The sequence below is a fragment of the Terasakiella sp. SH-1 genome, assembly GCF_004564135.1.
In the GTDB taxonomy this organism is placed as follows: domain Bacteria; phylum Pseudomonadota; class Alphaproteobacteria; order Rhodospirillales; family Terasakiellaceae; genus Terasakiella.
On sequence record NZ_CP038255.1, the window covers coordinates 2,714,259 to 2,740,949 of the forward strand.

The window sequence follows — 26,691 nt, forward strand, 5'->3', positions numbered from 1 at the left end:
CCTTTTCCATTAAGCTGTTTAGGTTAGAGGCAGAAACCAGATAAAAAGGAAAAATCATGGCTACCAATGCTGAACTGGCTGCAAAACTCCTGCGCGCGGCGTCTAATTTCTTTCGTGCCGTAGGTCAACAGAATCCAGAACTTCATGATCAAATGAACACCAATGCTGATGCCTGCGACATGATTGCCGATCGTGTTGAAGTCGATCCTCTTGGTAGCCCGGCAGAAGATGAAGCCGATGTCAGCCCGGAACTGTTAAATTAAGTTTCAAGCAAACCGTTTAAACTGATTGACAATTTCCACATAAATATCGCGTTTGAACGGCACAATTAAATCAACGGTTTCAGCCAGTTCCACCCATTGCCATTTTGAAAATTCCGGGTGCTTGGTATTAATGTCAATATTTTGATCACGACCTTTAAAGCGAAAGGCAAACCAGATTTGCTTCTGGCCGCGATATTTCCCTTTCCATACCTTGCCAATCAGGTGGTCTGGCAAATCATAATGGAGCCAGTCATCTGTTTTCGCCAAAAAATCAGCATTATCCGTACCGATTTCTTCCTTCAGCTCGCGAAAGGCAGCATCATAAGGGTCTTCGCCTTTATCAATCCCCCCTTGTGGAAATTGCCAAGCCCCCGGCGTATCCAGACGTTCGGCAACAAAGACTTTCCCATCCTGATGAAACAGACAAATCCCGACACAGGGCCGATAAGGTAAACTCTTTTTACTTTTTTCTTTTGCCATTGCCAATCAGGTCCCCTGACGCCCGGCCAAACTGGTCATCGGTGCAATTTTCACCCCTTGCAGGCCCGCAGCCCATTCCCGAATTGTTTTCAGGCTATTGGGGGTGATCCGAATCACCGCCGCACTTGCCCCCCGATTTTTCGCCACCGTTGCAGCAGTATCGAGTTGGGCGCGAATACGTTTCACACTGGCATTGCTGTTGATGTTGGTGTCAGAAATCGCCCGTGCCATTTGCATCTCATCGGCCATTTCCAAGGCAACACTGCCATCGGTGCTGCGTGGGTCCATGAAAAAGAGTCCACGGGTTTTCAACTCTCCCATAATCGGAGACATGGCCTTTTGGCTGCGCATGAATTTAGAACCATACTGCCCGATGAAACCAACATAGCCCTGTGCCGTTGCCATCATCAGGTTGAGAAGTTTCAAATTTTCTCCGGCTGTTTTGGATGTCATCATCGCAAGGGGGCCAGGGTCATCAGCCGGGAAACTACCGGATTCCATGGGAAGTTCCAACAAAACCTCATGCCCCATGGCACGAGCTTTTTCCACCCATTTTTTAATCCCACGCCCATAGGCACTAAAGGCCAGCGTCACATCATGGGGGAGATGGTCAATTGCAGCTTCAGTCAAAGAATCACTTAAGCCCAGTCCTGTAACAACAAGCCCGACCATAGGTTCACTTGCGTTGCCCTGAAACGGGCGGGCATAAGATTTCCAAGGTTCACGCCCGTCTTTCGCCACCGCAGGAACCAACCCGTCCTTGGTGACTTCCATCAGGTTTTTATCTACCGCCTGTGCAGGGGGCTGGGCCTGTTTCGGTGCCCCAAAACCAGAAACCGACGACGGTAACACCGCCGGAATATTAATCCCAACATCACCAACGGCGGCTGTGGACAGGGGATTGGCCGTATTTTTAGGGTCATAGCCCCCCATACCGCCGCCAACCTGACTGGCAACCATAGCTGCACCACCAGCGCTTAACCTGGTCCCGCCGCCTGCGGTTAACTTCGCACCACCGTCAGCGGTGAGTTTAGCACCGCCTGTTGCGCCACCTGCTGTTAATTTGGATTGCGGTGTCAAGCCGGACGTGGCTGTTGTTTGCAAAGCCAGACCAACTGCACCGCCAATCCCGCCAGATGTTTTTGCACCACCAGTTGCCTCTGCCGTTTCCTCAGCTCCCTCGTCACCTGACATCAACCAATAGGTTCCGCCACCGATGGCCGCCAATAACACCACTGCCGCCCCGCCAAAAATGGCAAGTTTCTTCTTATCAGCAAGCAATGCCTTGAAATCAAATTTCTTTTTGCCGCCTTCGTCATCATAGTCGAAGTCATCGTCAAAATCGAAATCGTCATCATCCGGAAAATCCGTTGGGGAAGGAACCCCGCTTGCCCCACTGGGCGTATCATCCAGATCTACATCATCAAGCGTATCGTCAAGATCGTCAGCCATCTCTTGTCTTACCTTTGATTATTCCTCGGTATTGCGGGGCATTTCAGAATAAAGGGAAATCCCTTCAATCAAGTCCAGTGCACGGCTGAGCTGATAATCCACCAGCTCTTCCTTCTCTTTTTTATCGCCATTGCGCTCTTTATCCGCCTTGTCCTGACGTTCTTCGGCATTGTCATCTGTGTTTCTCAATGAGCCGCGAAGATCTGCTTCCCGCGTTCCCCCGCCAGCATTGATTTTTTCGATTTTAGCGAGCTCAACCTTGATATCCGGCTCAATTCCTACAGCCTGAATGGAACGCCCACTTGGCGTATAATAACGCGCTGTGGTCAAACGCATCGCCCCATGAACACCCAAGGGCAAAATGGTTTGAACAGACCCTTTACCAAAGGAACGCGTTCCCAAAATCAAGGCACGAGCATGGTCTTGCAAGGCACCTGCTACAATCTCAGAAGCTGATGCAGACCCGCCATTGATCAGGACAACAATCGGCAACCCATCGGCAATATCGCCGGGGCGTGCGTTGAAACGCTGGATGTCTTCAGCACGGCGCGAACGGGTGGAGACAATTTCACCACGCCCCAGGAATGCATCAGAAACTGCAATGGCCTGATCCAGCAAACCACCGGGATTGTTACGAAGGTCAAGCACGATCCCTTTCAAGCGGTCGCCTTTTTCCTTATTAAACTTGTCAATGGCCCGCTTCAAACCGGCTTCGGTCTGTTCAGTAAAGCTGGTGATACGGATATATCCCACATCGCCTTCCAAACGATTGCGCACACTTGGCACCTTGATCACAGCACGTGTGATGGTCACATCAAAAGGCTTTTCCCCGTTGCGGCGCACCGTCATGGTAATGTCAGACCCCACCGGACCACGCATCTTATCGACAGCCTGATTTAGGGTCAGACCGGAAACGGCTTCACCATCCAGATGGCTGATCAAGTCCCCGGCCTTGATCCCTGCCTTATAGGCCGGTGTATCATCAATTGGAGAAATGACTTTAACCAAACCGCTGGGGTCCATAGAGACCTGAATGCCCAAACCACCAAACTGGCCCTTTGTCTGAACCTGCATATCCTTAAAATGATCGGCATTTAAGAAACTGGAATGAGGATCAAGCGAAGAGAGCATGCCTTGGATGGCCGCTTCGATAATTTCCTGATCGGTCTTTTCTTCCACATAATCAGTGCGAACTTTTTCAAAAACCTCGCTAAACAGATTGAGTAGCTGATAGGTCTTTGCCGGATCTTCCTGTTTCGCCTCTTGTGCAAAAGAAGGGGTGATCAACAGAAACGTGGCGAGAAAAGTAATCGCCGTGGAAAATCGAATGGTCATCCTTGCGCCCTTGCGTTTTGTCGCCTCATCCAAGGCGACGGATTAATTGGTGCGCCGTTTTTGCGCAGTTCAAAATAGAGATTCGCCTTCTTGGATCTGCTGGACGACATCACCCCAACCGGCTCACCGCTTAAAAGCCATTGTCCCACAGATACATCAATACGATCCATCCCTGTCAGTAGTGTATGATATCCACCGCCATGATCAATGATTAAGAGTTGTTTATACCCTCTAAATGGTCCTGCAAAGGCAATTTGTCCATCATAGGTCGCCACAACCTGTGCACCACGCCGGGTTTTGATGCTGATGCCTTTATGTTTTCCACCCAGTTTTTCCTTTTGACCAAAATTCATGACAATCGGCCCGGTCACTGGACGAGACAATTGCCCTCTGGCCTTGTCAATCGGTTTTCCACTAGGCGGCTTGCCCAATACAATTTCATCCCCATGTTCAATTGTCGGTCGTGGTTCTTGGCGTTGGCGTTTGGCCTCAGCAGCTTGTTCTTTTTTGAGTTTTTCCAAAAGGCTACGCAGGGATTTTGCCTTTTTACTCAAGCTCACCACCCGTTGTTGGGACTGACGGCTTTTGGTGAGAAAACGTTTACTGAGCGCTTTCTTTTCTGCAATTAACACATTCAGGCGCGTGCGCTCATCTTCCAAATTCACGCTCGCCCGCTTTAACGTTTTCTGCTGGCTGATCAGTTGGGCCCGCTTTTTTTTGTAAAGTTCAACCTCACGGCGCAACACTATTGCCTGTTCCTGAATTTGGGGCACGATAGAGCGCAACAAAATCGCACTGCGCACCATATCAGCGGGCGGCTGGGGCAAGGCAATAATCGCTTCCGGCGGGTTTAACGCCAGACGTTGCAAGGCCATTAAGGTTTCCACCGATTGTCCGTGACGTTCTTCCAAGGCCAGACGTGCCTGCTTTTCTTCCTGTGCCAAGGTGGTCAGCGAATCTTCCAAACGCGTGACTGTGGCTTCGCGTTTTTGCACGGACTGAGACAAGGCAATCAGTTCAGCACGTAAGGCAGACACTTCTTCCTTGAGGTTTTCTGAGCGGGATTTCAGTTGGTTGCTTTTATCTTTTTCAGCCTGAATATCTTTTTCAACTTGTTTGAGTTCATCCTGCTGGCTTTGTGCAAACACAGGTTCTGGCGCACCCCAGATCAGAAGTGCGCCAAACAGAAGAACATGATGAAAAAGCTTATTGCGCCGCACTGACACCGATATCCTTAATCAAGGTTTGACCACTCATTTCCGCAGGTTGCCCCAGTCCCATCAACTGCAAGATTGTCGGGGCCACATCGGCCAATGTGCCATGATTCAAAGTCGCCACCTCAGCAGGAGCATTGACCAAAATTACAGGAACCGGATTCAAGGTATGGGCGGTATGGGCCTGACCTGTGGTTTCATCCTTCATCATTTCCGCATTGCCATGATCAGCCGTGATCAACATGGTGCCACCCGTCTTTTTCAAGGCGCTTTCCACACGAGCCAGACAATCATCCACGGTTTGCGCAGCCTGAACAGCTGCATCAAGAACCCCCGTATGCCCCACCATATCGCCATTGGCATAATTTACTACAATCAGGTCATATTTGTCTGCTTCAATCGCGGCCACCAGCTTGTCAGTCAGTTCCGGTGCCGACATTTCTGGTTGCAGGTCATAGGTGGCGACTTTGGGCGATGGGATCAAAATACGGTCTTCGCCTTCAAACACCTGTTCTTCCCCGCCATTAAGGAAAAACGTCACATGGGCGTATTTTTCCGTTTCGGCAATACGCAACTGTTTCAGGCCAGCCTCAGCAATCACTTGCCCCAAAATGTTATTGAGCTTTTGCGCAGGGAAAAGCGCCTTCATAAAGGTGTTATGGTGTGAAGAATATTCCACCATCCCTGTTTTTTCCGCAAAAGACACCACCTTGGAACGTTCAAACCCATCAAATGCCGGGTCGGCCAAGGCCGCAAGAAGTTCCCGTGCCCGATCTGCGCGGAAATTTGCCATCAAAATCGCATCGCCATCCTGCATCCCGGCATAACCAGCAACGGCAGTGGGCAAAACAAATTCGTCCGTTTCACCTTTTTCATAAGATTGAACGATCGCTTGTAGCGCACTGTCAGCCTGCAACCCATCGGCGGAAGTCATGACATCATATGCCTTGGAAACACGATCCCAGCGTTCATCCCGGTCCATCGCATAAAAACGTCCCGAAACCGTTGCGATACTCACATGCGCAAGGGCAGTGATATCTTCTTCAAATTTGCTCACAAATTCTTTGGCACTGCTTGGCGGGGTATCACGCCCATCCAGAAAAGCATGGATATGAACGTTCACCCCTTGCTCATCCAGTGTTTTTGCCAAGGCAACCATATGATCCTGAGAAGAATGCACACCTCCCGGTGACAGCAATCCCATCAGATGACAGGTCCCGCCATTGGCTTTCAATGTGGAAATCACATCTTGAACAGCCTGTGTGTCCCCCAAGGCATTATCCGCCACAGCCTTATCAATGCGCGGCAGGTTTTGCATGACGACACGGCCTGCGCCCAAATTCATATGGCCGACTTCGGAATTTCCCATTTGGCCCCTTGGCAAGCCCACTTTTTCAGCAGATGCATCAAGGCGTGTTGTCGGACAGTCCTGGTACAGGCGATCCCATGTCGGTGTATTGGCAATCGCAATGGCATTGTCGTTCTGATCTGAACGTTCCCCCCAACCATCAAGGATACAAAGAACGGTAGGGCGCGGTGTAAGGGATGTTGTCATGATGGAGTCTGGCCTCTCAAGTTCAAAACAGTTGTAATATATATGGGTCGCAACCCGCCCAAATGCCACAAATAGCAGCAGTTCAGCAGGAAACGACCCACGATTTACCCTGATTAAGAAATTGCAGTCGCTTAACGACCGGATGCCTCAATTTCCTTCAAGCTTTTTTCTGCACGAAACGCTTTTTCAATCGAATCTTGCGCACGTGTCACCATATTTTTCAAGGTGTCCACAAACCCGCGCATATCGTTTGCTACGTTCGTGAAGGTTTCTTCATACTGGCCCGCAGTTGCCGCTTCAATCGCCATGTTTGTCGCGATGGAGTTCGACTGGGAAACAACCTCGGCAATACGTTTTGCCTGTTCGTTGAGGTATTTCACGCCGCCATTGTCATTGGCAAATTTCTGCAAGGCAGATGCAATATCATCAATTGTTGTTTCTTCTTCAACAGCAGCAACGGCTTCTGCGTTTTCTTCAATAGCGCTTTCAACCTGTTCAGCAGCATCGGAGGCTTCTTCCCCAGCGCCAAAAGATTCGACTTTTTGCATTTCCAGGTTGATCTGTTCCAAACGGTTCACAAGCTCACGCGTATATTGTGTCAAGGCACGGATGGAAACACCATACGTCCCTGCACGCCCTGCTGCCAATTCCGCATTCAGTGACAAGATTCGCATATCTTCTGCAACATCGCCCAGCCCTTGAAAGGCTTCAAAAGTATTGCGGCACTGACCGAAGAGTTCCTGTTGGTATTGCGCTGCCTGTTGGCCTGCGGCCTCCATTGCATATGAGCTGACAGTATCTTGCATTTTTATCGCTTCGCCCCTTATTGGTAAAATTCGTCACTCAGAGTTATACGGATTATGCCCGCTTTCGTCAAAAGCGCAAACGTCTTTATTGGAAAATAAAGTATAATTCACCGATTTTTTTGAGTAATTTGCCCTGCCACGCCTAAAAATCAATCGCGATGATAGGGGTGGCCCGACAGAATCGCCGATGCACGGAACAATTGTTCGGCCAACATGGGACGCACCAGCATGTGCGGCCAGGTCATGGCACCAAAACTGATCAATAAATCAGCACGGCTGCGTACCGATTCATCCAGACCATCGGCCCCACCGATAATAAAGACGATATCTCCGCGTCCCTGATCCTGCCAGTTTTCGATTTTTGTGGCAAACTCACGACTGCTCAGTGTTTTGCCTCGCTCATCCAGTGCAACAATAACTGCCCCTGTAGGAACAGCGTTTAAAAGCAGTTCAGCCTCGGCCTGTTTCAGTTCCTGACCCGATAATTTTTTGCGTAATTCCAGCTCTTTCAAGCTCGGTGCAGGACGCATGCGGGCACCATAAGTCTCAAACAGGCTTTTCTCCGGCCCTTTTTTCCATTTGCCCATGGCAATGATATGGGTACGGATATGCACGAGACTTAGCCGATATGTTCAGAATTTTCAGCCGTTGCGCCACTTTCTGGCAATTGTGCGTTCCACATTTTTTCAAGATTGTAGAAATCGCGTACTTCCGGGCGGAAAAGATGAATGATCACATCAAAAGCATCAATTACCACCCAGTCACCTTGTTCCTTACCTTCGGCAAACAGGCCCTTGAGCCCTTGGGCTTTCAGCTTTTCCATCAAATGGTCAGCCATGGCGACCACTTGGCGCTGTGAAGTACCGGACGCAATCACCAGATGATCCGCAATGCTTGATTTTCCAGCCAGATCAATCGTGATAATATCTTTGGCCTTATCGTCGTCAAGTGAAGTGACAGCCAGATCCAAAATTTCCTTGGAGGTGATTTGGCCGTTTTTTTTGCGTGCGATGGTCCTAGTCCTTCATTTGGTTTCGTATCTCAGTTGCCGAAATCGCCATTCCGCGAATGGGTAGAAACACCCAGGCTGGCGGTTTTTTATATTTTAACACAGATGCCTGTCTTTGGGGCAGTCTATGTTGTGAAAACCGTTGTGCCGTTTTCGACGTCAACGCATTCAAGGCATAGGTCGGGCGATGAAACACCACAATTCGACAGCTGGCAAAAATCGCCTCCCAGTCTTTCCAGCGATGAAATGTCGCCAGATTGTCCGCCCCCATGATCCAGACAAAACGGATGTTGGGGTAGCGTCGCTGCAATGCCTTGAGCGTGTCGGCGGTATAACGGGTGTTGAGCTTGGTTTCAAGTGTTGTGATCTGAATCTTTGGATTGCGCACCACTTTTTTCGCCGACGCCACCCTTTGGCCCAGTGGTGCCATACCTTTGGTTGGTTTCAGCGGGTTTTGCGGACTGACCAGCCACCAGACCTGATCCAGCCCCATTTTTTTCAAGGCAACTTCTGAAATATAGACATGGCCTGCATGGGCGGGATTAAACGACCCACCCAACAGACCAACTGTCATTTTCGTATGATGTCCAAAAGAAGGAAGGCGCATGGCACTTTCTTATTTAAGCGTCATTCCCAACTTGATTGGGAATCCAGCAGATCACAGCGATGACTGGATCCCCGCTTTCGCGAGGATGACAGATTTTACGGACGGCAGTGACCATCACCGCGCACTTTATATTTAAAGCTGGTGAGTTGTTCTACACCCACAGGGCCACGGGCGTGCATCTTACCTGTGGAAATACCGATCTCAGCCCCCATGCCAAATTCACCGCCATCGGCAAACTGGGTCGAGGCATTCAAAACGCAAATTGCACTATCCACCTGATTGAGGAAATCCTCAGCTGCTGTACTGTCTTCAGTGATAATACAATCGGTATGGTGTGACCCGTATGTATTGATATGACCTACAGCCTCACTAAGGCTATCGACGACTTTAACAGAGACGATGGCATCCAGATATTCCATGCCCCAATCTTCTTGCGTAGCGCGAACCACACGATCATCAAGGGCTTGAATAGCCTCATCACCACGCACTTCACAGCCCGCATCCATCAAATCAGTAATGATTGTAGATGCTTGTGTTTCCAGCACAGCACGGTTGATCAAAACGGTTTCTGTTGCCCCGCAAATTCCGGTGCGGCGCATTTTACCATTCACAATTACCTTGCGCGCTTTTTCCACATCAGAAGTCGCATCTACATAAATATGGCAAATGCCATCCAAGTGCTTAAAGAGCGGAATTTTTGATTCCCGCGTAATACGCTCAATCAAACCTTTGCCACCGCGCGGCACAATCACATCAATGGTGTCAGACATGGTTAGCATTTCACCAACAGCAGCCCGGTCCGTGGTCGGAATCATCTGAATACAGGTTTTGGGCAGGCCAGCTTGTTCCAACGCTTCGGTTAGGCAATCCATAATCGCATGGCTGGAATGGAAGCTTTCAGAACCGCCGCGCAAAATCGCTACATTACCGGATTTCAGGCTCAAAGCCCCGGCATCTGCCGTTACATTGGGGCGCGATTCGTAAATAATGCCGATAACACCAAGGGGGACACGCACACGTGAAATATTCAAACCGTTAGGGCGATCCCATTGCGACATGACCTCACCAACAGGGTCAGTCAGCTCAGCAATATCTTCCAAGCCTTTCGCCATAGACTCGATACGCGCATCATCCAACATCAAACGATCCAGCATGGAAGCCGCCAGACCTTTTTCTTCGCCTGCGGCCATATCCTTGGCATTGGCTTCTTTGATTTTTGGGGCATTGGCGCGCAGCAAAGCAGCTCCTTTTAAAAGGACATCATTTTTTTGCGTCGTTGGGGCGATGGACAATTCCAACGCAGCGGCCTTTGCCTGCGTCCCGAGTTCTGCCATCATCGCTGTAATATCTTGCGCGCTCATTGCACTAATCCTCATTTTTCAAACGTGGACGTAAAATAAGCATTTCATTTCGGGCTGGCAACCTGTATCAACTCCATATGAGCAAGAACGAATATACATATCACTGGGCAAAAGACCGCAACCAGGTCTTTTTGCTATCGGCAACCCAGGCCCTGATCATGAGTGCCAATGGGCTGATCATGACCATGACGGCCTTAACAGGCACCTATCTCGCCCCGGAACCCGCCATGGGCACCTTACCACTGGCCATTCAGTTTTTAGGGATGATGGCAGCGACAATTCCCGCCTCTTTACTGATGGGCAAGATCGGGCGCAAAGCCGGCTTCACCATTGGGCTCGTGATCGGTATTCTTTCCTCAGCCCTGACCACTTATGCCATTTTCCAAGGTAACTTCTGGCTGTTTGCAGTAGGCAGTTTTGGTTTAGGCATCATCAATGCCTTTGGGCAATATTTACGTTTTGCCGCAACCGAATTGGTTGAACCCCAACACCGTCCACAAGCCATTTCCTATGTCATGGCGGGCGGTATTATTGCCGCTTTTCTTGGCCCTTGGCTGGCAACCCAAACCAAAGACTATTTTGAACCCGTGCTTTTTGCCGGTGGTTTTGCCACCCTGTCCCTGCTCTATATCGCAGCGATTGCTGTGGTTTTGGTTGTTCGTTTCAGAAAAGACATTCCCCATGAAGACCAGCATGGTCCAGCACGCCCGTTAAAAGAGATTGCCAAGCAACCAACCTTTATCACCGCTGTCTTATCTGGTGCGATCGGCTATGGTGTCATGAGTTTTGTGATGACAGCCACCCCACTGGCGATTGTGGGATGCGGATTTGAATTCAAGGATGCTGCCTTTGTCATTCAGTGGCATGTGGTGGGCATGTATCTACCAAGTTTCTTTACCGGAAAATTGATTAAGCGATTCGGCGTTTTACCGATTATCCTGATCGGCACCTTGCTCAATATCCTGTGTATGGCCTTTGCCCTGAATGGGATTGAATTGATGAATTTCTGGCTGGCCCTTGTCGCCTTGGGTGTAGGGTGGAATTTTATGTTCATCGGTGGCTCCAGCCTTCTGACCCAATGCTACCGGGAAACAGAGCGTTCAAAAATTCAAGCTGTGAATGATTTCACTGTTTTTGGCACCGTTGCACTGGGCAGTTTTTCCAGTGGTGCCATTCAAAATGCGCTGGGCTGGGAATGGGTGAATATGGTCATCGGTGCCCCCCTTATCATCGCCTTAGGGGTAATTATCTGGATGCATTTCATACAAAAGGACCAAAAAACAGTTTAAATGCGCCCCAAAGTCTATACATGTTAAAGACAGGTTTCTGTGGAGGCACATATCATGAAGCAATCAACCCTCACCCTCTTTATTGCGATCTTGGCCTTTTCCCCTTTTGTAGGGAAAGCGTTATATGGGGCAGAAAATGAACCGGAAATTTCTTATTGCGAGTTCCATATCACCCATCAATTCGCTGTTGAAGTTGTCAAAGAAGCCTACCAGCGCATTGGCCTGAAACCTTCTTTTACAGCCCGCCCCTGTCGTCGTTCTATCATTGAAGCCAATGCCGGAACCTACAGTGGTGAGGTCGCTCGCATTCAAGGAACCAACAAAAAATACGAGAACCTGATTGCGCTGGATTATCCCGCCATTGATATTCAAGGGATTGTCATTACAAAAAACATCAAACGCAACATTCAAACATGGGATGACTTAAAGGGGCTGGAAATTTCAATTGTACGAGGTGAACTTTATGCTGAAAAAGGCACGGCGGCCTATCAGGTTCATGTGGCCAATTCCTATGACCAGCTTTTAAAGCTTGTGTTAAATGAGCGCGTGGATGTGGGCATTGTGATTAGGCGTGATTGGGAGTTGGCTATGCAATCTCCCTTTTTTAAAGGCGCCTCGATCCATATGATTGGTCAGCCACTCTTTAAAGCCCAGCTGTATCACCATCTTCATAAAGACTATACCCATGTCCGGGCATCCTTAAATCACACCTTCAAGGAAATGATTGCAACAGGTGCCCTTGAAAAAATCCACCAACGCACGATGGACAGCCTCACCAGAAAATAAAAATCACCCCCGTTTGGGCGGATGGCGGATTTCTTCTTTATCCCATGTATGAAGGGTTTCCTTGATCCAGGGGGCTGTCTGGGACCAAATGGGGAGTTGCGCCATGAGATAAAGATAAAAATCTTTCGACAAAACCCCCTTGCCCTGTTCACGCTTTGCCCATTTCCATGCGCGGCCCGCACATCGCTTAAAGGCAAGACGCTGCAAGTCCACTGACACATCCGGATGATCGCGCAAGAAATGATACATATTGGCACTCATGGTATAGACCATAGTGGGGTGCGCCCCCATCATGCGACCATCCACATCGCGTGGCCCAATCACGGCCAATAGATCTGTTGAGGCCATTTTGCCCCGTGCAGCCACACGCAGGGGAATGGAAACATCCTGAACAAAGACTTCCGGGTCCGCCCCGCCCATTTCCTTAAAGGTTGAGGTGCGCACCATAGTGGATGTTGAGCCCGCCATACCGCGTTTAATAAACTCACGCAACGGATCAGTAATGATCGTGACATGACCGCTGTCATCATCCTGTTTTAACGCGTCCGCTTCTACATCATCACTCAACACCCATTTGGCAGAAAGATGATCCAGCTCATGTTCACGCATCATCTCCAGCATACGGCGGCTGGCATAATGGGTCAGTACATCATCGGCATCGACGATTTTAATGAACTCCCCTTGGGCCGCAAAACCACCTGTGTTGGTTGCGACACTAATGCCGCCATTTTCCTGCTGGATAATACGTACATTCTCCCAGCCTTTGGTGCGTTCGCGGATCAAATCGACGGAATTATCTGTAGACCCATCATCGACGAAAATATATTCGCGTGAAAAATCCCCGCTTTGGCGCTCCAGCCCATTCAGCATCGGCTCCATATAAGCCGCTTTGTTATAAACGGTAATGACGTAGGAGATATCAATCATAGCTCTACCACCAGATGGTCACGATGGATCATTTCATCTCGGCCCATATAGCCGAGTTTCTCTTTAATTTCACTGGATTTAAGGCCAACGATTTTGCGGGCATCTTCTGACCCATAAGCAATCAGGCCACGGCCAATTTCTTCGCCTTCTGGTCCTTTTACTATGACCGCTTCCCCGCGCATAAAGTCACCAATGACCTCTTTGACGCCAATGGGTAGAAGACTGCTTTTTTCAGTCTTAAGTGCTGTGATGGCACCGGCATCGACAATCACTTCCCCCATCGGTTTCAAGCTACCGGAAATCCATTGCTTGCGCGCTTTTTTCGGCGTTGCATCGGGCAGGAACCACGTACATTTCGCCCCATCTTCCAAAGCTTTCAAGGGGTGTAAAGGGTTCCCCTTTGTGATGACCATCCGACATCCGGCATTTAAGGCAATCTTGGCAGCCGCAATCTTGGTCATCATCCCGCCTGAGCCAAAATCACTGGCCGACCCGCCCGCCATTGCTTCAATGGACGGAGAAATAAAAGCTTCCACCACATCAATAAATTCAGCATTTTTATCTTTTGAAGGATCAGCGGTATAAAGCCCATCAATATCTGAAAAAAGAACAAGCGTATCAGCACTGATCATCGCTGCAACCCGCGCAGCCAGCCGATCATTATCGCCAAAACGGATTTCATCCGTTGCGATGGAATCATTTTCATTGATCAGCGGCACAGCCCCCACCTTAAGCAGAGTCTCAATAGTATTGCGTGCATTGATGTAGCGACGGCGATTTTCACTGTCTTCCAGTGTTACCAGAATTTGCGCAACCGACATCTGGTGATGACCAAGCACTTCCTGATAGGCATGGGCCAGACGGATATTGCCGCAAGCCGCTGCGGCCTGTTTTTCATCAAGGCGCAAACTGCCTTTGGGCAAATCCAGATGGCGACGCCCCACCGCAATTGCCCCGGACGTCACAATCACCACTTCCTGACCACGGGCTTTGGCTGTTGCGATATCTTTGGCTAAAGTTTCCAGCCATTTACGGTGGACGGTGCCGTGCTTTTCATCCACCAAAAGAGCAGAGCCAATTTTGATGACAATGCGCTTGGCATCCGTAACTTTTGTACTTTTAAAAAGATCGCCCATTGATCCTGCCTTGAAGTCTTCTTATGGTTTTATAGGGGATTTATTTTTTGATGTCACCTCGCGAACGCGGGGAACTTTCAAATGAAGGAACGAGGTCCCCGCCTACGCGAGGACGACGTTTAAGCCAGCGGATCAAACGGCTTGGGCTCGTCTTCCCATTCTTCTTCGGGCCCTTCTTCTTCCGGCTGATCTTCAATCGGTCCCTGATTCCACGGGCCTGCGGTAAATTCCTTTATTCCGCCAACTTCACCACTGATAATTTTTTGCATTTCCAGCAAAAGCTCCGGCACGCCTGTACGTGCGACACCCGAGATCGTATGGATTTTGCCATCGTAAACTTTTGCCAGCAGCTCTTTTTGTTCTTCCACCTGCTCATCAAGCAAGGAATCACATTTGTTCAATGCAACCACTTCCGGCTTGGCGGCCAAATCCGGGCTATAGGCTTCCAGCTCATGGCGAATGGTTTTATAAGCCACATCCACATCATCCTGTGTGACATCAATCAGATGTAACAACACCGCACAGCGTTCCACATGGCCCAAGAAGCGATCTCCCAGCCCCTGACCTTCGTGTGCGCCTTCGATCAAACCGGGGATATCGGCAATTACAAATTCGCGACCATCTTTCTTATCGCCAGACAGAACCACCCCCAAGTTTGGATGCAAGGTGGTAAAGGGATAATCGGCAATCTTCGGCTTGGCCCGAGAAACCGCAGACAGGAATGTGGATTTCCCTGCATTGGGCAAGCCAACAAGTCCAGCATCTGCAATCAGTTTCAAACGCAGCCAGACCCAGCGTTCCACACCGGGCCAACCGGGTTCATTTTTTCGCGGTGCCTGGTTGGTTGAGGTTTTGAACTGGGCATTGCCCCGCCCGCCATCGCCACCGCGCATCAACACACGGCTGACACCGGGTTCAAGAAAATCTGCCAGAACGGTTTCTTTATCTTCATCCAGAATTTGTGTCCCCACAGGCACTTTCAGCACCACGTCAGCACCCTTTTTACCGGACATATTGCGTCCCATACCGCCATCACCACGCTTGGCTTTAAAATGTTGCTGATAGCGGTAATCAATCAGGGTGTTCAGGTTATCGACACATTCGATGATGACATCGCCACCGCGACCACCATCACCACCATCCGGTCCACCAAATTCGATATATTTCTCGCGACGGAAAGACACACAGCCGTTACCACCATCACCACTTTTGAGAAAGATTTTTGCCTGATCTAAAAATTTCATGACACGTCGTCCTCGCGAAAACGGGGACCTCCGTAATTTCTGGATAAAGGTCCCCGCCTGTGCGAGGACGACATATTGATAAATGAAAAAAGAGGAATGGTTAACCCACCCCTCTCTTCTCTAACGTCCAATAAGCTTAAAACAGCTTATTCAGCAGCTTCTACGTTCACGTAGGTGCGGCCTTTGGCTTTGGTGCGGAAGTTCACTTTACCTTCTGCTTTTGCAAACAGAGTGTGATCTTTACCGATACCTACGTTTTCGCCCGGGTAGAATTTGGTGCCACGTTGGCGAACCAGAATGTTACCAGCGAGAACGACTTCGCCACCGTATTTTTTAACGCCAAGGCGTTTGCTTTCTGAATCGCGACCGTTACGGGACGAGCCACCAGCTTTCTTATGAGCCATAACTTAATCTCCTAATTAAACGGCCTTAGCCTTTGATAGACTTGATGCGCAAAACAGTCTGCTCTTGGCGATGACCTTTTGTGCGGCGATAGTTTTGACGACGCTTTTTCTTAAAGATAACCACTTTGTCACCTTTGCCTTGTTCCAGAACTTCTGCTGTGACAGAAGCACCTTTAACAAGCGGCGTACCAACTGTGGTTTTGCCTTCAGCGCCAACCAGAAGAACGTCTTCCAGTTTAATCTCAGAACCGGCTTCGCCAGCCAGCTTTTCAACAACGATTACATCGTTTTCAGCGACAGTATATTGCTTGCCGCCAGTTTTCACGATTGCGAACATGGTTCACATATCCTCATATTTACGCGCCTTACGGTGTCTGCATCACACAGAACTTTAATTTTCAACCTCAAGCAGCATGCTGAAAAAATGAAGTAAAGAGAAAACTCTTACTCCAGAGTCGGCGCAATATACGGACTTTTGAACAAGAGTCAATCTTTTGCTGTCCGAGAGGTTTCGATACTATCCATTCGTATATACAACTTAATTTTATAATAAATTTAGTGTACAAATATTTTTTGTTTAATACACTGTCGAGTGAAATGAAAAAAAACACAAAGGTTTCCAAAACTATGGCGAACTCGAATATTATCTTAACAGGGGAAGAACGAACGTTCGGTGAAAACGAAATCATCGTAAGTAAAACCGACCTGAAAGGCAAAATCACCTATGCCAACAAGGTTTTTCTGGAAGTTGCCGGCTACACTTTGCCCGAAGTAATGGGCAAACCCCACAATATGATCCGTCACCCAGATATGCCACGCTGCGTTTTCAAGCTCTTATGGGACACCATGACCCAGAAAAAAGAGCTTTTTGCGTATGTTATGAATCGGTGCAAAAACGGTGATCATTACTGGGTTTTGGCCCATGTGACCCCCAGCTTCGATGCAGATGGCAATGTAATTGGGTATCATTCCAACCGTCGCGTCCCTAAACGTGCAACCTTGGATAACATCATCATCCCCCTTTATGCCCAGCTCTTGCAAATTGAGCAATCTCACCCAAGCAAAAAGGAAGGGATGGAAGCTTCCACCCAATACCTCCTGAACGTTCTTAATGAAAAAGGTGTCGCCTACGATGAGTTCATTCTCTCAATATAGAACTACATTTCTTTTAATCATCGCATTTGGCGCTCTTATCGGGCTTTTTATTCAAACAGTTGTCACCAGTGGGTTTAGTTTTCTTCCGATCTTGTTGATTTCGCTAAGTGCTCTTTGCCTGTTTCTCCTGCAAGGACATACAGCGGGTGCCCCCAATTGTGGGGGAATGGAAGAAGTCACCCGTGTCTGTCGCGAAATTGAAAATGGCAATTTTGAAGCACGTATTACCGCTGTGAGCGAAGGAAAAATGCAAAACCTGTTTGATGCCGTCAATGCCGCGATTGACCGCACTGATGCCTTTGTTCGCGAATCCGCCGCTGCCATGGAATATGTCGCTGAAAAGAAATATTTCCGCCCCATTCTAGAAGCAGGCATGACCGGTGCCTTTTTGAAAGCATCTCGCGATATCAACGGGTCTATCGAGAACCTGTCCAACATGCAACATTCATCCATTGAGCTGCAACAGACTGTGAATAATGTGGTGGCAGAAGTTGTGACAAACTCTGGGGCGATCGTAAAAGAAGCCCAAGAAATGGGAGGCAAGATCGACAAAAGCTCTTCTGGCACAATTGAAGTGGCCGATTCTGCGATTCAGACATCTGAAAGCATCACACTTGTTGCCGCGGCGACCGAAGAATTGACCTCCTCTGTTTCTGAAATCTCACGACAGGTCACATACGCCAATGAAACCTCCCAAACAGCGATGAGTAATGTGGGAAGAATTCAAGAAGACATCACAACCCTTTCAGATGAAGCGCAGAATATTGGCGAAGTTATCCAGTTAATCTCAGACATTGCCGCCCAAACCAACCTGCTGGCACTTAACGCAACAATTGAGGCATCACGCGCAGGCGAAGCTGGCAAAGGTTTTGCTGTGGTGGCGGCTGAAGTTAAAAGTCTCGCTGACCAAACCAGCAAAGCTACGGAAAAGATTTCTGAGCAAATCGGCAATATTCAAAATGCTACTCACGGGGTTGTTTCCAAATCTCGTGAAATTGAAACAACCATCACAGAAATCAATGAGGTTTCTGCAATTATTGCAGCCGCTGTTGAAGAACAGGGGGCAGCAACAAGTGATATTGCGGCCAAAGTCAGCACGGTTGCAGATCAGTCCAACATGGTCTCTGATCGTATTGGCGATATTGCACAGGCATCGGCCAGTTCTTATGCCGGGGCCATCAATGTGATCTGGGCTGCGTCAGATCAGATTAAGCCTGTGGAAGAACTTGATGAAGATTTAAAAACGTTCTTCAAGATGCTTTAATCTTCACAGCGCATATATAAAGAAAAACCGTCAGCTAAAAAGCTGGCGGTTTTTCTTTATGTTCAGTCAGGAACAAATCTGACAAGCAAATCATACCAAATCAAATAAGCCGCCAGTACAATCCATGTTATCTGGATAAGCCAGAATAAAACAGGGTTTTCGGATCGTTTCACGGTTTCCAGAAAATGGGTCACACCGCTTCGCAAATCCGGGATCACCCAAAGAAGGAACAACACACCCCAGAGCCAGTATAGGTTAAAGGCGGTCGCGATAAAGACAATTACCAAGCCCAATACAGCGCGCCATTTTGTTGCTTTCAGCATCAGAGTTTTCCTTCTTTCAATTTCGTTCTTTCCTTCTCCTACGCTTTTCTTCTTGCACCGTCAATAAAAATGAGACATAAAAGTCTCATAAATAACTTGTGACTCCAGTTTTAAGGGAGGCGGTTAATGCCTGTATCAAAGGCGGAACGCACCCGCTTACTTATTATACAAACGGCCATTCAGCTTTTATCCCAAAAGCCCCATGCCACGTTGAACGATATTGCCAAAGCTGCACAAATCGGGCGTGCGACCCTGCATCGTCATTTTAAAAACAGGGAAGACCTTATTTTATGCATCACGCTGGACGCCTTGCATCAAACAGAAAAAGCCTGCGCCCCTGTTATGGCAAATGCCGCCACAGCAAAAGATGCTTTATGGGAACTTTTTAAAGCCATGATTCCCATTGGGGATCACTATGGGTTTCTCGCCCAAGAATTTGATGTCATGGATCAGCCTGAAGTGGCGTCTCTTTATCAACAACAAATCATGGCTCTTCGTGACCTCATTGAAGGTTTAAAAAAAGAAGGTCATATCGCTGCTGACATTCCAACAGCCTGGGCTGCTTCTCTGGTCGATACGCTTATCTATTCAACCTGGAGCGCCATACATAAAGGCGACCTTGCCCCCAATGAGGCCCCTTCATTGGCCCTGCGCACAATTTTGAACGGACTGGGAGAACACAAACAATGAAAATCCAACTGGTCAAAGTCTCCACCCCCGGTGATTTCAAGTCTTATAAAGCCTATGTCGGTAGACCACCGCAAAATATTTTTTCCATTGCTGCTGCAACTCCAACCCAGCATCAACTGGAATTGATTGATGAAACCGCCAATCAAAAATTCAAACCCAAACGTACAACCGACCTTGTTGCCCTGTTTGCTGCAACACCCGATATTACCCGCACTTATGAGCTGGCAAACAAATTGCGCAAGAAAAATATCCCGATTGTGATCGGTGGCCTGCATGCAAGCTTTTTGCCCGATGAAGCTCTACAATATTGTGATGCCGTTCTGGTTGGTGAAGCCGAACAGAGCTGGAATCAATTGCTCAATGACTTTGAAGCAGGCCAGCTGGAAAATATCTATCGTGCCACAGGCGATATCGACATGAATGGTTTATCGCCCTATCCGCTGGATAACCTGCCTGTCTATGAACATAATGGCAGCTGGTCGGTACTGGCAGCACGGGGGTGTAAATTCAAATGTGAATATTGCACTGTTCATAAATTTTTCCCAAACTATCGCCATCGCCCTGTTGAACAGGTCATTGACGAGATCAGACAGAGCAAAGTGGACTATCTTGAAATTCACGCCGATAACCTGATCTCAGATCGCCAATATGCTCTGGAACTTTTCCATGCCTTAAAAGACCTGAATATTGCTTGGACAGGTGAAGCCACCCTGAACATCGCTGAATATGATGATATTCTGGAAGTTGCTGCCCAAAGCGGGCTTAATTATCTTGTCGTTGGCTTGGAGAGCTGTTCAAAAGCAGCCCTGAAAAATGCTGGTAAAGGTTTCATCAAACTGGATAAGGCCAAGGAATATGTCCGCAAGCTTCATGACTATCACATTGCGGTGGATAGCTGCATGCTCTTTGGGTTTGATGAACATGACCCAACGATTTTTGAAGAAACCCTAAACTGGGTTGAAGAAATTGAGCTGGATGTTGTCCACCCCAATATCATGACCCCGTTTCCCGGCACCGACCTGTTTGCCCGCATGGAAAAAGAAGGGCGCATCTTAACCTATGACTGGTCAAAATATGATTGTTCCCATGCTGTCTTTCGCCCCAAGCAAATGAGCCCAGATGAACTGGAAGCCGGGGTACAATGGTTTTACGACAAACACACCAGCTGGAAACGTACCCTTAAGCGCAAGGCCAATCATGTTAAAAACCTTGGCTGGGAAGGGGCCTCTTACTTATAAGAGATTTCCAGTACTTCAAGTTCCTCTTCACCCTTGGGGGTCCTGACAGTAACAAGGTCCCCCACACGCGCTTTATTCAAGGCGCGGGCAACAGGGGAAACCCAGCTGATCAGCCCTTGGGTGGAATCCACCTCGTCTTCTCCGACAATGCGCACGCAAACTTTCTCTTCGCGTTCATTTTCATAGACCACAGTGGCCCCAAAAAATATCTGATCCCGATTGGTTTGTTCTTCCGGCTTCACCACGACCGCTGCCTCAATACGTTTGGTCAAAAAACGCACCCGGCGATCAATTTCGCGCAGGCGCTTCTTACCATACTGGTAATCCGCATTTTCTGAACGATCACCATTACCCGCCGCCCAGGACACAACTTTGACGACCCTGGGCCGTTCCACAGACCAAAGTTCGTGTTTTTCGTCTTTTAAAACCTGCAAGCCTGCCGGGGTGATATAGTTGGGGCGATCCATCTTTGGTCAAAACTTTCACTTGTCTGAAATCACATTCTGATTACATTGTTTTGCAGACAGTTCAAAAGGTAATCAAGATGAAACGCTCAAAAACATTGAAATTGGCCCTGATGGGCGCCACGGTTCTGACCATGACGGCATGCGACAACCCCGATGAAGTTGCCGCAATTTTTGAGTCCGTAGATGAATGTGCCAAATATGAAGGCCAGCAACTCGATGAATGTCGCACAGGCTGGGAAAAGGCCGCCGAAGAACATGTGCGCACAGCCCCCAAATATACTTCCGTCGAAGAATGTCAGGCTGATTTTGGCGAAGAACAATGTGAACAGGCCCCGCAACAAACCACATCCGGTGGATCAATTTTCATGCCGATGATGATGGGCTATATGATGGGCTCCATGCTTTCAGGTGGTGGACGTTCCAATGTGGCAACGCAGCCGCTTTATCGTTCTAAGGATGATCCGAAAAACTTCCGTACAGGCGATAACCAGAAAGTTTCCGGCAAAACAGGGGTTCAAAAAGTCCCGGCGAATGTCACCAAACGCCCTTCGACAAAAACCTCAACCGTGCGTCGCGGCGGCTTTGGTTCCACTGCCATGCGCAAAACAAGTGGCTTTAAAAGCTCTGGTGGCTAAGCCCATAAGCATCACCCTCGTGTAAATGGGGGCCAAGTTAACAGGTCCCCATCTTGTGGGAGGCCATAAGAAGTCTTGCTCATGTACCGTATTGATATTGAAGAACGCCCCAACTGGAAAGAAATGGCCAAGGAAGTTGGCTTTCAATTCCATACCATCAATGGTGATAAATATTGGGACGAGTCGGCCTGTTACCGTTTCACGCTGGAACAGATTGAAAACCACATTGAAGACCCGACGGCTGAATTGGAACAAATGTGCTTTGAGGCCGTCGAGCGTGTGGTTCATGATGAAACCCTGCTGCAAAAACTCGCTATCCCTCCTTATTACTGGGATTATGTGCGCCAAAGCTGGCTTTCGCGTGAAAAGAACCTCTATGGCCGCATGGATTTTTCCTATGACGGGACAGGTCCAGCCAAGCTGTTGGAATATAACGCTGATACACCGACATCACTTTATGAAACAGCAGCCTTTCAGTGGGTCTGGCTGGAGCAAGCCATGGAACAGGGGCTGATCCCCCCTGATTGTGACCAGTTCAACTCCATTCACGAGGCTATGATTACAGCCTTTCATAATATGGCCATTGATGGCACCCTTCATCTTGCGGCTTGCCAGGGCAGTCTGGAAGATGAAGGCACCGTTCTTTATATCGAAGAATGCGCCAATCAGGCCCAGGTCGAAACCCATTTCATTCACATGGAAGAAATTGGTATTGATGACCAGGGGCGTCTGACAGACCTGCACGATACGGTCATTACCAATCTGTTTAAACTTTATCCGTGGGAATGGATGATGCAGGACGAGTTTGGCGAATCCTTACCTGCCAGCCAAACCACCTTTATTGAACCAGCCTGGAAAAGCATTCTGTCTAACAAGGGGATCTTGCCGCTGCTCTGGGAAATGTATGAAGGCCATCCCAACCTGTTGCCTTCTTATTTTGCAGACGATCCACGCGCAAATGATCTTTCAGGGGGTTATGTCAAAAAACCGATTTTCTCACGTGAAGGGGCCAATGTCACCATCCACCGTGAAGGCGGTGAAAATGACTCTGTAAACGGCCCTTACGGTGAAGAAGGTCATGTCATTCAAGCCCTGCATCCCTTGCCTGAATTTAATGGCAATCACACGGTCATTGGCAGCTGGTTGGTGGCAAGCCAACCCTGCGGGATCGGGATTCGTGAGGATCTATCAGCAATCACAAAAGATACCTCTCGCTTCATCCCACACGTGATACGAGACTAAAGCACATAAAAACAACGCATTATGTGCGCGCCGTCACAGCCATAACTCCCATTTTATTCTACTCTAGGGACAGTCAGCTTTTTTTGCTATACTGGGTTAACTGAGAAATGGGATAAGCGTCATGGCTGAGATCACCCAAGACGACGTCAAATTGTTATACAGTGATGCAACACCGGAACGCCGTGCTGTTCTGGCCCAAAAGGTTGCCCATCATATCACCTATAAATCCCTTTCTCCGACCGAGCTGGATTTGGCGATTGCCATTTGCACCAAATTGGCTGAAGACGTTGACGTTGTTGTGCGTCAAAGCCTGTCAGAAGCCATCAAGACCTCCACCGACATCCCTAAAGAACTGGCTTACAAACTTGCCCGTGACGTTCTGGACGTCAGCCTGCCCTTACTTGAATTCAACGAACTGCTTGATGATGAAGCCCTCATCCCCATTATTAAGCAGGGAAATGCACAACAACAACTCGCCATTGCCAAAAGACCCCGCTTGAGCCCGGAACTGACCTATAGCCTTTGTCAAAAAGGCAATGAACAGGTTGTAGAAACAGCATTAAAAAATGAAGGGGCAGAGTTTAAGGACCAGACTTATGATCTTGTGCTCAACCGTTTTAATCAAAGCCCACTGATACATTCCAGCCTCGCAAACCGCAGCCAACTGCCGCCTTATATCATTGAGCGCATGATTGATCTGGTCGGTGATCACATCAAGGCACAGTTGGTTCAACGTCACCCTCTTTCCGCAGTGGCGATGGAACGTCTGATTTTAGAATCAAAAGAAGATGCCAAACAGCGCCTTTTACAGGACCCTTTTTCAAAACGTGAAGCTGACTACCTTGTTCAGGCCCTTGCCCGTCAAGACAAGCTGAGTAACGAGCTGATTATTCGTGCGCTGGAAATTGGGGATCGCCCTTTCTTTGAATATGCTTTAGCCTACCGTGTTGCAATCCCTGTCGAAAATGCCCGCACCCTGATCAAAGATAAAGGAGACAAAGGGTTCAGGGCACTTTATCAACAGGCCCGCCTGCCTGAAGAAGAGTATCAGGCGATCAATTATATGGTCGAAATTGAATATCACAACGCCCGCAATCGGGCAATCACATCCCAAAGCGAACGCCCAACACGCAGGCGTGAACCGGAAAGCTGGCTGACAAAAACCGAAAAGCCAAAAAAGAAATGGCGTCTCTTCTAGGGTCAGGACCTATTAGCCAAACAGCTTATCAATATCATCTTGGGAAACCTGTTTTCCCGCAGGCGGTGTCGCCTCTTCCTTTTTCTCAACAGGCTTTTCAGCCGGTTTTGCTGGCGTATCAAACATCGCATCAACTTCGGCCTGTGATGCCGCAGCAGGTTTAGGTGCAGGTGCTGCAGGCTTGGCGGGCTCATCAAATAAATTGTCGATGGCATCCTGTGACACTTCCTGACCTTGAGCCGGGGCATTGCCACCGCCTCCAAACAGGGCATCAATATCGTCCTGCGATACTTCCTGACCGACGATTTGCGGACCATGCATGGCGATATCACCATCATGCATGCCAATCACATCTTCGATGGTTTCGCTTTCATCCACAGGCATTTCTTCCAGGCCCTTGCGCCCGACGATTTCCACCAAACTGTCCAGCGTGCCTTCCAGCTTGTTCATGATACGCACAATTTTGGAAATACGTTGCCCGGTCAAATCATGAAAAGAACAGGATTCAAAAATCTTGTTGGTACTATCCTGAATGGCATTAAAAGAATTCTGGGCTTCGGTATATTTGATATTGGCGCTGAGATCATCAACAGCCGTCAACACCTCTTCGGCGGATTCCATAATGGTATTGGTCGCTTCTTCGGTTGTTTCACAGATCGTATTGAGCTGCTCAGAAACAGTATTGAAGTGATCGACACGTGATTTTGGATGTTTAATAGAAGCAAGCTCAGACTTAATTTTGGTGATATAATCCACCAAATGCAAAATCTGTTGAGCCAGCACTTCCATTTGAACCTGTTCGCTCATCCAAAACTCCTAAAAAAACAAGCTTGCAAAACCCTCCCGCACAAGAGCTAAGGGTTTCTACAGGTATCATAACCCCAAGTCAAAGGTGATGCCAAGTCTTGGCATAACTTTTTTTCACTTCATCAACCAATAAGAGTTCTTCAATCATTGTTAAAGCCTGCATGCTCGCCATGGACTTGGTATCCGACGTCAACGCCTATGTTGAAGCCTGCGATCTTGATCCTGATGCTGCTGAAAAGGCTCACAAGCGTGGCGTGGCGAAAGCCCAGCGTATCAAACGCTGCATCACTGCTATCGTCGGCTTGATCGACGACGATGATTTTGCCTTGAAAGCGGATTTTCAAACGATCTTTGAATTCATCAAAGGCACCGAGCATGGAATCGAAGGCGTTATCTCTCTCGGCAAACAATGCGGTGCATTGAAACGCCAGAAGCAGAACCGTAACCCCACCGGCAAAGACCAAACAACTGAACAAACTGCACCGGGTGCGGTGTTTGGCCGCACCCATTTTGCACTTTCGCAAATGGAGTTAAACATGAGCGATCAAAATAAAAAACCGGCTGACATGCCGTTTCCGCTTCTTAATCCGGCCTCCACCGGGACAAGCAAAGACGTTGACCATGAAGTTATTGAAACGATGAACACGATCATAGGCGACAACACTCTCCGCAACTGTATTGAGAATGATGTAAATTTCTTTGATCTTCTCGTATGTGGGGTTAACAGACATCATTTCAATTGATAGTCTGTTTATATGAATGAAAAGCAACGGGCCAGATTTGGCTGGATCACACTTTATGAAGAAGTCAAAGATGCAGGCTTGGTCTGTCGTCGTTGTGGCATTTCCCGTCCAACATTGAGAAAGTGGCTCCAACGTTACCAGGAACACGGTATTGAGGGCCTGTGCGATCAATCTCGCCGCCCTCATTCTTCCCCAAGTCAAAAAGTCTGCAAGGAAAGTGAACTCCTGATTTTGGCGATGAGGAAGAAAAGGCATCTCGGAGCCAAGCGGATCAGCAGTGAATTATTCCGTCTTCATGAGATCAAACTTTCTCCACCAACCGTGCAGAAAGTTCTGAACCGAAACGGACAAGGTCATCTTCCCAATCGTTTAAAACGCCGTAAGCATCCAAAGCGGTATCCCCCCCATTCCCGGCGACAGAGTGCAAATTGATGTCTGTAAAGTCGCTCCCGGAATATACCACTATGCTGCCATAGACGATTGTTCTCGCTACAAAGTTCTTGGAATTTACCCTCGCAGAACTGCGGCAAATACAATCAAATTCCTTGAGCGTGTCGTTGAAGAAATGCCGTTCCCGATACAGCGTATTCAAACAGACAGAGGACGCGAGTTCTTTGCCTATAAGGTTCAGGAATGGATGCAGCAATATTGTATCAAGTTCCGCCTTATCAAACCCTATTCACCTCATCTGAACGGCAAGGTCGAACGAGGTCATAAAACCGATTTACAGGAGTTCTATGCCACTGCTGATCTGGAAGCACCGGACTTGGAAGACGAACTGGGTTACGGGCAGCATTTTTATAACTAGCACCGCCCGCACTCTTCACTTGGAGGCAAAACACCAGTTGATCGCTGTCACGAATTAAGCAGTAAGACACCGTTCTGGGACGAGGTTGAAGCCAACTATTTTCCAGAGAACGAACCAATACGGGAACAGCATTACAAACTTGGTCAGGTCATCAGGAAATTGAAATGATGTCTGTTAACCCCACACAATTGCCCTTTTTTAATCTGGAATAGTTCCGATCCGATCTGACAGCCGACGTTGAAAAAGGGCGGGT

Annotated in this window: 29 protein-coding genes and 1 pseudogene; 12 read left to right on the forward strand and 18 right to left on the reverse strand. The window is 48.4% G+C overall.

Annotated features, from left to right (window positions below):
* Nucleotides 1–56 precede the first annotated feature (56 nt).
* Entirely contained in the window at nt 57–263 is a 207-nt protein-coding gene (locus E4K71_RS12690) for a hypothetical protein (protein WP_135080121.1), read from the forward strand.
* 3 nt (nt 264–266) lie between these two features.
* Here E4K71_RS12690 and E4K71_RS12695 read toward each other — a convergent pair whose 3' ends face one another.
* The 10 genes from E4K71_RS12695 to E4K71_RS12740 form a co-directional block, all read right to left on the reverse strand.
* Nucleotides 267–743, reverse strand: coding sequence for an RNA pyrophosphohydrolase (locus tag E4K71_RS12695; RefSeq protein ID WP_135080123.1), 477 nt, complete (start codon nt 741–743; stop codon nt 267–269).
* Nucleotides 744–749: 6 nt separating this feature from the next.
* The gene (locus E4K71_RS12700) at nt 750–2,195 is read right to left on the reverse strand and encodes a divergent polysaccharide deacetylase family protein (RefSeq protein WP_135080125.1); all 1,446 of its coding nucleotides are present in this window, start codon (nt 2,193–2,195) and stop codon (nt 750–752) included.
* A gap of 18 nt (nt 2,196–2,213) precedes the next feature.
* Entirely contained in the window at nt 2,214–3,530 is a 1,317-nt protein-coding gene (locus E4K71_RS12705) for a S41 family peptidase (protein WP_135080127.1), read from the reverse strand.
* Complete coding sequence (locus tag E4K71_RS12710) at nt 3,527–4,750, reverse strand: peptidoglycan DD-metalloendopeptidase family protein (protein WP_135080129.1); 1,224 nt, start codon at nt 4,748–4,750, stop codon at nt 3,527–3,529. Before E4K71_RS12710 ends, E4K71_RS12705 begins: the two co-directional genes overlap by 4 nt.
* Complete coding sequence (gene gpmI / locus E4K71_RS12715) at nt 4,737–6,299, reverse strand: 2,3-bisphosphoglycerate-independent phosphoglycerate mutase (protein WP_135080131.1); 1,563 nt, start codon at nt 6,297–6,299, stop codon at nt 4,737–4,739. Before gpmI ends, E4K71_RS12710 begins: the two co-directional genes overlap by 14 nt.
* 131 nt (nt 6,300–6,430) lie before the next feature.
* The gene (locus E4K71_RS12720) at nt 6,431–7,105 is read right to left on the reverse strand and encodes a chemotaxis protein (protein WP_135080133.1); all 675 of its coding nucleotides are present in this window, start codon (nt 7,103–7,105) and stop codon (nt 6,431–6,433) included.
* 149 nt (nt 7,106–7,254) lie between these two features.
* Nucleotides 7,255–7,713, reverse strand: coding sequence for a 23S rRNA (pseudouridine(1915)-N(3))-methyltransferase RlmH (rlmH, locus tag E4K71_RS12725; RefSeq protein WP_135082069.1), 459 nt, complete (start codon nt 7,711–7,713; stop codon nt 7,255–7,257).
* Nucleotides 7,714–7,724: 11 nt separating this feature from the next.
* Nucleotides 7,725–8,075 (reverse strand): ribosome silencing factor, encoded by a 351-nt coding sequence (rsfS, locus tag E4K71_RS12730; RefSeq protein WP_346504500.1) that lies wholly within the window; start codon nt 8,073–8,075, stop codon nt 7,725–7,727.
* Between the two features lie 46 nt (nt 8,076–8,121).
* Complete coding sequence (locus E4K71_RS12735; RefSeq protein WP_135080137.1) at nt 8,122–8,721, reverse strand: nicotinate-nucleotide adenylyltransferase; 600 nt, start codon at nt 8,719–8,721, stop codon at nt 8,122–8,124.
* Nucleotides 8,722–8,816: 95 nt separating this feature from the next.
* Nucleotides 8,817–10,097 carry a glutamate-5-semialdehyde dehydrogenase gene (locus E4K71_RS12740; protein WP_135080139.1) on the reverse strand — a complete coding sequence of 427 codons (1,281 nt, stop codon included), beginning with the start codon at nt 10,095–10,097 and terminating at the stop codon, nt 8,817–8,819.
* A gap of 62 nt (nt 10,098–10,159) precedes the next feature.
* Here E4K71_RS12740 and E4K71_RS12745 point away from each other — a divergent pair, with 62 nt between their 5' ends.
* Together E4K71_RS12745 and E4K71_RS12750 are read left to right on the forward strand one after the other, a co-directional pair.
* Nucleotides 10,160–11,371, forward strand: a complete 1,212-nt coding sequence (locus E4K71_RS12745) for an MFS transporter (RefSeq protein WP_135080141.1) — start codon at nt 10,160–10,162, stop codon at nt 11,369–11,371.
* Nucleotides 11,372–11,425: 54 nt separating this feature from the next.
* The gene (locus tag E4K71_RS12750) at nt 11,426–12,157 is read left to right on the forward strand and encodes a transporter substrate-binding domain-containing protein (RefSeq protein WP_135080143.1); all 732 of its coding nucleotides are present in this window, start codon (nt 11,426–11,428) and stop codon (nt 12,155–12,157) included.
* A 3-nt stretch (nt 12,158–12,160) separates the two neighbouring features.
* On the opposite strand, the gene E4K71_RS12755 is transcribed toward E4K71_RS12750, so the two are convergent.
* The 5 genes from E4K71_RS12755 to rplU form a co-directional block, all read right to left on the reverse strand.
* Nucleotides 12,161–13,084 carry a glycosyltransferase gene (locus E4K71_RS12755; RefSeq protein ID WP_135080145.1) on the reverse strand — a complete coding sequence of 308 codons (924 nt, stop codon included), beginning with the start codon at nt 13,082–13,084 and terminating at the stop codon, nt 12,161–12,163.
* Entirely contained in the window at nt 13,081–14,220 is a 1,140-nt protein-coding gene (gene proB, locus E4K71_RS12760; RefSeq protein ID WP_135080147.1) for a glutamate 5-kinase, read from the reverse strand. Before proB ends, E4K71_RS12755 begins: the two co-directional genes overlap by 4 nt.
* Nucleotides 14,221–14,339: 119 nt before the next feature.
* Complete coding sequence (gene obgE / locus E4K71_RS12765) at nt 14,340–15,464, reverse strand: GTPase ObgE (protein ID WP_135080149.1); 1,125 nt, start codon at nt 15,462–15,464, stop codon at nt 14,340–14,342.
* A gap of 146 nt (nt 15,465–15,610) precedes the next feature.
* Nucleotides 15,611–15,868, reverse strand: coding sequence for a 50S ribosomal protein L27 (gene rpmA / locus E4K71_RS12770; protein ID WP_135080151.1), 258 nt, complete (start codon nt 15,866–15,868; stop codon nt 15,611–15,613).
* A 25-nt stretch (nt 15,869–15,893) separates the two neighbouring features.
* Entirely contained in the window at nt 15,894–16,205 is a 312-nt protein-coding gene (gene rplU, locus E4K71_RS12775; RefSeq protein ID WP_135080153.1) for a 50S ribosomal protein L21, read from the reverse strand.
* 290 nt (nt 16,206–16,495) lie between these two features.
* On the opposite strand from rplU, the gene E4K71_RS12780 reads away from it, so the two are divergent.
* Together E4K71_RS12780 and E4K71_RS12785 are read left to right on the forward strand one after the other, a co-directional pair.
* The gene (locus E4K71_RS12780; protein WP_135080155.1) at nt 16,496–17,023 is read left to right on the forward strand and encodes a PAS domain-containing protein; all 528 of its coding nucleotides are present in this window, start codon (nt 16,496–16,498) and stop codon (nt 17,021–17,023) included.
* The gene (locus tag E4K71_RS12785) at nt 17,001–18,287 is read left to right on the forward strand and encodes a methyl-accepting chemotaxis protein (protein WP_167730525.1); all 1,287 of its coding nucleotides are present in this window, start codon (nt 17,001–17,003) and stop codon (nt 18,285–18,287) included. The genes E4K71_RS12780 and E4K71_RS12785 overlap by 23 nt, the downstream gene beginning before the upstream one ends.
* 62 nt (nt 18,288–18,349) lie before the next feature.
* Here E4K71_RS12785 and E4K71_RS12790 read toward each other — a convergent pair whose 3' ends face one another.
* Nucleotides 18,350–18,610: a hypothetical protein gene (locus tag E4K71_RS12790; RefSeq protein WP_135080158.1), complete on the reverse strand. Its 261-nt coding sequence runs from the start codon at nt 18,608–18,610 to the stop codon at nt 18,350–18,352.
* 126 nt (nt 18,611–18,736) lie between these two features.
* Between E4K71_RS12790 and E4K71_RS12795 the strand changes: the two genes are divergently transcribed.
* Together E4K71_RS12795 and E4K71_RS12800 are read left to right on the forward strand one after the other, a co-directional pair.
* Nucleotides 18,737–19,300 (forward strand): TetR/AcrR family transcriptional regulator, encoded by a 564-nt coding sequence (locus E4K71_RS12795; RefSeq protein WP_135080160.1) that lies wholly within the window; start codon nt 18,737–18,739, stop codon nt 19,298–19,300.
* Nucleotides 19,297–20,538 (forward strand): radical SAM protein, encoded by a 1,242-nt coding sequence (locus E4K71_RS12800; RefSeq protein WP_135080162.1) that lies wholly within the window; start codon nt 19,297–19,299, stop codon nt 20,536–20,538. The genes E4K71_RS12795 and E4K71_RS12800 overlap by 4 nt, the downstream gene beginning before the upstream one ends.
* Here E4K71_RS12800 and greB read toward each other — a convergent pair.
* Nucleotides 20,529–21,005, reverse strand: coding sequence for a transcription elongation factor GreB (gene greB / locus E4K71_RS12805; RefSeq protein ID WP_135080163.1), 477 nt, complete (start codon nt 21,003–21,005; stop codon nt 20,529–20,531). The genes E4K71_RS12800 and greB overlap by 10 nt on opposite strands.
* A gap of 77 nt (nt 21,006–21,082) precedes the next feature.
* On the opposite strand from greB, the gene E4K71_RS12810 reads away from it, so the two are divergent.
* The 3 genes from E4K71_RS12810 to E4K71_RS12820 all read left to right on the forward strand — a co-directional run bounded on the left by E4K71_RS12810 (nt 21,083) and on the right by E4K71_RS12820 (nt 24,080).
* Nucleotides 21,083–21,640: a DUF1190 domain-containing protein gene (locus E4K71_RS12810; protein WP_135080165.1), complete on the forward strand. Its 558-nt coding sequence runs from the start codon at nt 21,083–21,085 to the stop codon at nt 21,638–21,640.
* Nucleotides 21,641–21,721: 81 nt separating this feature from the next.
* Nucleotides 21,722–22,882 (forward strand): glutathionylspermidine synthase family protein, encoded by a 1,161-nt coding sequence (locus tag E4K71_RS12815; protein ID WP_135080167.1) that lies wholly within the window; start codon nt 21,722–21,724, stop codon nt 22,880–22,882.
* Between the two features lie 121 nt (nt 22,883–23,003).
* Nucleotides 23,004–24,080 carry a DUF2336 domain-containing protein gene (locus tag E4K71_RS12820; protein ID WP_135080169.1) on the forward strand — a complete coding sequence of 359 codons (1,077 nt, stop codon included), beginning with the start codon at nt 23,004–23,006 and terminating at the stop codon, nt 24,078–24,080.
* 12 nt (nt 24,081–24,092) lie between these two features.
* Here E4K71_RS12820 and E4K71_RS12825 read toward each other — a convergent pair whose 3' ends face one another.
* A complete protein-coding gene (locus E4K71_RS12825) occupies nt 24,093–24,887 on the reverse strand; it encodes a protein phosphatase CheZ (RefSeq protein ID WP_135080171.1) in 795 nt (264 codons plus the stop codon).
* 161 nt (nt 24,888–25,048) lie between these two features.
* Between E4K71_RS12825 and E4K71_RS12830 the strand changes: the two genes are divergently transcribed.
* Together E4K71_RS12830 and E4K71_RS12835 are read left to right on the forward strand one after the other, a co-directional pair.
* Nucleotides 25,049–25,630: a hypothetical protein gene (locus E4K71_RS12830; protein ID WP_135080173.1), complete on the forward strand. Its 582-nt coding sequence runs from the start codon at nt 25,049–25,051 to the stop codon at nt 25,628–25,630.
* 12 nt (nt 25,631–25,642) lie between these two features.
* A pseudogene (locus E4K71_RS12835) lies at nt 25,643–26,606 on the forward strand (IS481 family transposase).
* The last annotated feature ends 85 nt before the right edge of the window (nt 26,607–26,691 follow it).

What these genes read in the sequence shown, in the direction of transcription:
- E4K71_RS12750 (WP_135080143.1), top strand. Translation starts at nt 11,426, where the DNA reads ATGAAGCAATCAACCCTCACCCTCTTTATTGCGATCTTGGCCTTTTCC.
- E4K71_RS12735 (WP_135080137.1), bottom strand. Translation starts at nt 8,721, where the DNA reads ATGCGCCTTCCTTCTTTTGGACATCATACGAAAATGACAGTTGGTCTG.
- E4K71_RS12830 (WP_135080173.1), top strand. Translation starts at nt 25,049, where the DNA reads ATGCTCGCCATGGACTTGGTATCCGACGTCAACGCCTATGTTGAAGCC.
- rpmA (WP_135080151.1), bottom strand. Translation starts at nt 15,868, where the DNA reads ATGGCTCATAAGAAAGCTGGTGGCTCGTCCCGTAACGGTCGCGATTCA.
- E4K71_RS12705 (WP_135080127.1), bottom strand. Translation starts at nt 3,530, where the DNA reads ATGACCATTCGATTTTCCACGGCGATTACTTTTCTCGCCACGTTTCTG.
- E4K71_RS12780 (WP_135080155.1), top strand. Translation starts at nt 16,496, where the DNA reads ATGGCGAACTCGAATATTATCTTAACAGGGGAAGAACGAACGTTCGGT.
- E4K71_RS12700 (WP_135080125.1), bottom strand. Translation starts at nt 2,195, where the DNA reads ATGGCTGACGATCTTGACGATACGCTTGATGATGTAGATCTGGATGAT.
- E4K71_RS12755 (WP_135080145.1), bottom strand. Translation starts at nt 13,084, where the DNA reads ATGATTGATATCTCCTACGTCATTACCGTTTATAACAAAGCGGCTTAT.
- E4K71_RS12745 (WP_135080141.1), top strand. Translation starts at nt 10,160, where the DNA reads ATGAGCAAGAACGAATATACATATCACTGGGCAAAAGACCGCAACCAG.
- E4K71_RS12825 (WP_135080171.1), bottom strand. Translation starts at nt 24,887, where the DNA reads ATGAGCGAACAGGTTCAAATGGAAGTGCTGGCTCAACAGATTTTGCAT.
- E4K71_RS12695 (WP_135080123.1), bottom strand. Translation starts at nt 743, where the DNA reads ATGGCAAAAGAAAAAAGTAAAAAGAGTTTACCTTATCGGCCCTGTGTC.
- greB (WP_135080163.1), bottom strand. Translation starts at nt 21,005, where the DNA reads ATGGATCGCCCCAACTATATCACCCCGGCAGGCTTGCAGGTTTTAAAA.
- E4K71_RS12785 (WP_167730525.1), top strand. Translation starts at nt 17,001, where the DNA reads ATGAGTTCATTCTCTCAATATAGAACTACATTTCTTTTAATCATCGCA.
- E4K71_RS12810 (WP_135080165.1), top strand. Translation starts at nt 21,083, where the DNA reads ATGAAACGCTCAAAAACATTGAAATTGGCCCTGATGGGCGCCACGGTT.
- E4K71_RS12720 (WP_135080133.1), bottom strand. Translation starts at nt 7,105, where the DNA reads ATGCAAGATACTGTCAGCTCATATGCAATGGAGGCCGCAGGCCAACAG.
- gpmI (WP_135080131.1), bottom strand. Translation starts at nt 6,299, where the DNA reads ATGACAACATCCCTTACACCGCGCCCTACCGTTCTTTGTATCCTTGAT.
- E4K71_RS12815 (WP_135080167.1), top strand. Translation starts at nt 21,722, where the DNA reads ATGTACCGTATTGATATTGAAGAACGCCCCAACTGGAAAGAAATGGCC.
- E4K71_RS12790 (WP_135080158.1), bottom strand. Translation starts at nt 18,610, where the DNA reads ATGCTGAAAGCAACAAAATGGCGCGCTGTATTGGGCTTGGTAATTGTC.
- E4K71_RS12800 (WP_135080162.1), top strand. Translation starts at nt 19,297, where the DNA reads ATGAAAATCCAACTGGTCAAAGTCTCCACCCCCGGTGATTTCAAGTCT.
- E4K71_RS12690 (WP_135080121.1), top strand. Translation starts at nt 57, where the DNA reads ATGGCTACCAATGCTGAACTGGCTGCAAAACTCCTGCGCGCGGCGTCT.
- E4K71_RS12740 (WP_135080139.1), bottom strand. Translation starts at nt 10,097, where the DNA reads ATGAGGATTAGTGCAATGAGCGCGCAAGATATTACAGCGATGATGGCA.
- proB (WP_135080147.1), bottom strand. Translation starts at nt 14,220, where the DNA reads ATGGGCGATCTTTTTAAAAGTACAAAAGTTACGGATGCCAAGCGCATT.
- rplU (WP_135080153.1), bottom strand. Translation starts at nt 16,205, where the DNA reads ATGTTCGCAATCGTGAAAACTGGCGGCAAGCAATATACTGTCGCTGAA.
- E4K71_RS12820 (WP_135080169.1), top strand. Translation starts at nt 23,004, where the DNA reads ATGGCTGAGATCACCCAAGACGACGTCAAATTGTTATACAGTGATGCA.
- E4K71_RS12795 (WP_135080160.1), top strand. Translation starts at nt 18,737, where the DNA reads ATGCCTGTATCAAAGGCGGAACGCACCCGCTTACTTATTATACAAACG.
- obgE (WP_135080149.1), bottom strand. Translation starts at nt 15,464, where the DNA reads ATGAAATTTTTAGATCAGGCAAAAATCTTTCTCAAAAGTGGTGATGGT.